The sequence below is a fragment of the Frigidibacter sp. MR17.24 genome, from assembly GCF_037095655.1.
Lineage (GTDB): Bacteria > Pseudomonadota > Alphaproteobacteria > Rhodobacterales > Rhodobacteraceae > Frigidibacter.
Genome location: NZ_JBAWKE010000026.1, coordinates 1 through 2,661 on the forward strand (window position 1 = coordinate 1; position 2,661 = coordinate 2,661).

Annotated in this window: 1 protein-coding gene and 1 tRNA gene; one reads left to right on the forward strand and one right to left on the reverse strand. The window is 65.7% G+C overall.

Annotation, left to right across the window (positions count from 1 at the left end; genetic code table 11):
- Positions 1–956 precede the first annotated feature (956 nt).
- Entirely contained in the window at positions 957–2,612 is a 1,656-nt protein-coding gene (locus tag V8J39_RS23455) for a recombinase family protein (protein WP_336463397.1), read from the forward strand.
- Here the strand turns inward: V8J39_RS23455 and V8J39_RS23460 are convergent.
- Positions 2,569–2,645: transfer RNA gene (locus V8J39_RS23460), tRNA-Met, on the reverse strand. The genes V8J39_RS23455 and V8J39_RS23460 overlap by 44 nt on opposite strands.
- Between the last annotated feature and the right edge of the window lie 16 nt (positions 2,646–2,661).

Consider the following 2,661-nt stretch of genomic DNA (forward strand, 5'->3'; position numbering starts at 1 on the left):
CCATCCGGCCGCTTCTTCTATCTTCCGGTATTGGAGGAAGAATGCAGACTGCCGCCTTCCGGCGGCTCTTTCGATATTTTTGTCTTCGAGAAGGGACATGTGGCACCGCCGGGGGCGGCGCTATTGGGGGATATTTCGGTATCTATCCTGCCGCTGTAGCGGCGTTTTCCAGACCTTGGCTCTCTCTCTCTCTCTCTCTCTCTCTCTGAAGCCTTTCTCTCCTCCTGAAGAGCTGGTCGCCCAACCTCGCACCTGACCGCCGCGGCGCCGGTGACGGCAAAAATCCGGATAATTCACTGTCTGTGATGAACGGGTCCGCGTGGGGTCGGCGGCACCGGCGCCGCGGGAGGCCTGGCGAAGTGACGGGCGCGCTTCCAAGACCGGGTTTTTCCACATTTTCGGGCGTTTCGCGGCCCGTGGGGCCAGTTTTCGCGCCGCGACGTCTCCCCCCAGCCAATCCCGATGAGGTATGATGGTCATGAGCAGCACCGGACCCAACCCGGACAATTTCAGAGCGACATCACCCGCGGCGAGANTTCGCGCCGCGACGTCTCCCCCCAGCCAATCCCGATGAGGTATGATGGTCATGAGCAGCACCGGACCCAACCCGGACAATTTCAGAGCGACATCACCCGCGGCGAGACCCTCGCGCGCGGGCACGGGAGAGGCATGTCATGGCGGCCAGGCGGGCACAGATCGCGGGATCGGAGGCGACGACGTCGCCCTCCGCCGCCGTCGCGCCCGTATCGTCGGCTGCATCCTCGCTTGCAGATCCCCGCATCCTGAACGAGCATCGGGCCAAGCTCATCGCCTTCATCCGCGCCATGGCCCGGGACACTGCACGTGCCGACCACGCCGCCGAGTTCGGAGAGGTATAGCCGCACGCGACAACGTCCGAGGATGCCGACATGCCTGATGCCCTTCGCGCCGTGATCTACGCGCGCTTCTCCACGGACATGCAGCGCGACGCCTCCATCGACGACCAGATCCGTGCCTGCACCGAATATGCCCACCGCCAGGGCCTCGAGATCGTCGACACCTATGTCGATCGGGCGATCTCCGGCGCAAGCCTCATGCGCAGCGGCATCCAGAAGCTGATGCGCGACGCAGAGGCAAGGCGCTTCGATGTCGTCATCGCCCATGCCCTCGACCGTCTCAGCCGCAACCAGGCCGATATCGCCGGCCTCTTCCAGCGGCTCCGCTTCGCCGACATCATGATCGAGACCGTCGAGGATGGTTCCGTCGGCGAGATGGCCATCGCGTTGCGCGGCACCATGAACGCCATGCAACTGGCCGCCATCGCGGCGAAGACCCGCGAGGGCCTCCGCGGCCGCGCCATCGCCGGCAAGTCGGCGGGCGGGATCAGCTACGGCTACGACGTCGTGCGCCAGTTCGACGAACGAGGGGAACCCCTGCGCGGCGATCGCACGATCAATGCCGAAGAGGCAGAAGTCGTCCGCCGGATCTTCAGCGACTACACGCGGGGAAGCTCGCCGAAGAAGATCGCCGAACAGCTCAACAAGGAAGGCGTCCCCGGCCCGCAGGGCGGCAAATGGGGCGCCTCCACGATCCACGGCAACCGCGAGCGCGGCACGGGCATCCTCAACAACGAGCTCTACGCCGGCCGCCTGGTCTGGAACCGGCAGAGATATGTGAAGGACCCCGACACCGGCCGCCGCGTCTCGCGCCCGAACCCGGAAGAGCAATGGCAGATCACCGAGGTCCCGGAGCTGCGGATCGTCCACGAGGATCTCTGGACGGCCGCCCGCGAACGCCAGGGCGTGCTGAAGTCCAAGGGCACCGACACGCCGGTCTGGGACCGGCGTCGGCCGAAGTTCCTGCTCTCGAAGCTGATGGCCTGCGGCTGCTGTGGTGGTGGCTTCGCGAAGGTGTCGAAGGATGCCTTCGGCTGCTCGACGGCGCGCAACAAGGGCTCCGCCGTCTGCACGAACATGCTGACCATCAAGCGCGAGGATCTCGAAGCGCGGGTCCTCGACGCCCTCGAGCACAACCTCATGGACCCCGAGCTGGTCGAGGCCTTCTGCGAAGCCTACACCGAGGAGCGCAATCGGCTGCTCGCCACCGCATCGGCCGGGCGCTCCGAGCTCGAGAAAGAGCTTGCAAAGGTCAAGCGTGATCACGACCGCCTCGTGGATGCGATCGTCAACGGCATTCCGGCCGAGCAGGTGAAGGACCGGATGCTCGCACTCGACCAGCGCAAGAAGGCGATCGAGGCACAGCTCAGCCAGGAGCCGGCAGCCTCGCCGCTGCGCATCCACCCGTCGATGGCCGCGACCTACCGCAAGCGGATCGGCGCGCTGATCCGCGGCCTTGGCGATGCCGAACACATGCCGGAGGCGAAGGAAGCGGTGCGGGCGCTGATCGACCGGATCGTGCTCACCCCTACCCCGGCGCGGGACGGTCTGGTGATCGATCTCGAGGGCACGCTGGCGGCGCTTTTGTGCCTGGCGACCGGTCGCCCGCTGAAGGAAGTGAACGCGGCGGCAAACACGAAGAAAGCCCCGGGCGGTGTGCACGGGGCTTTGGCGATGTCTGACGAATTAGTGTTGGTTGCGGGAGCAGGATTTGAACCTGCGACCTTCAGGTTATGAGCCTGACGAGCTACCGGGCTGCTCCATCCCGCGCCAGGGGAGTGATGTC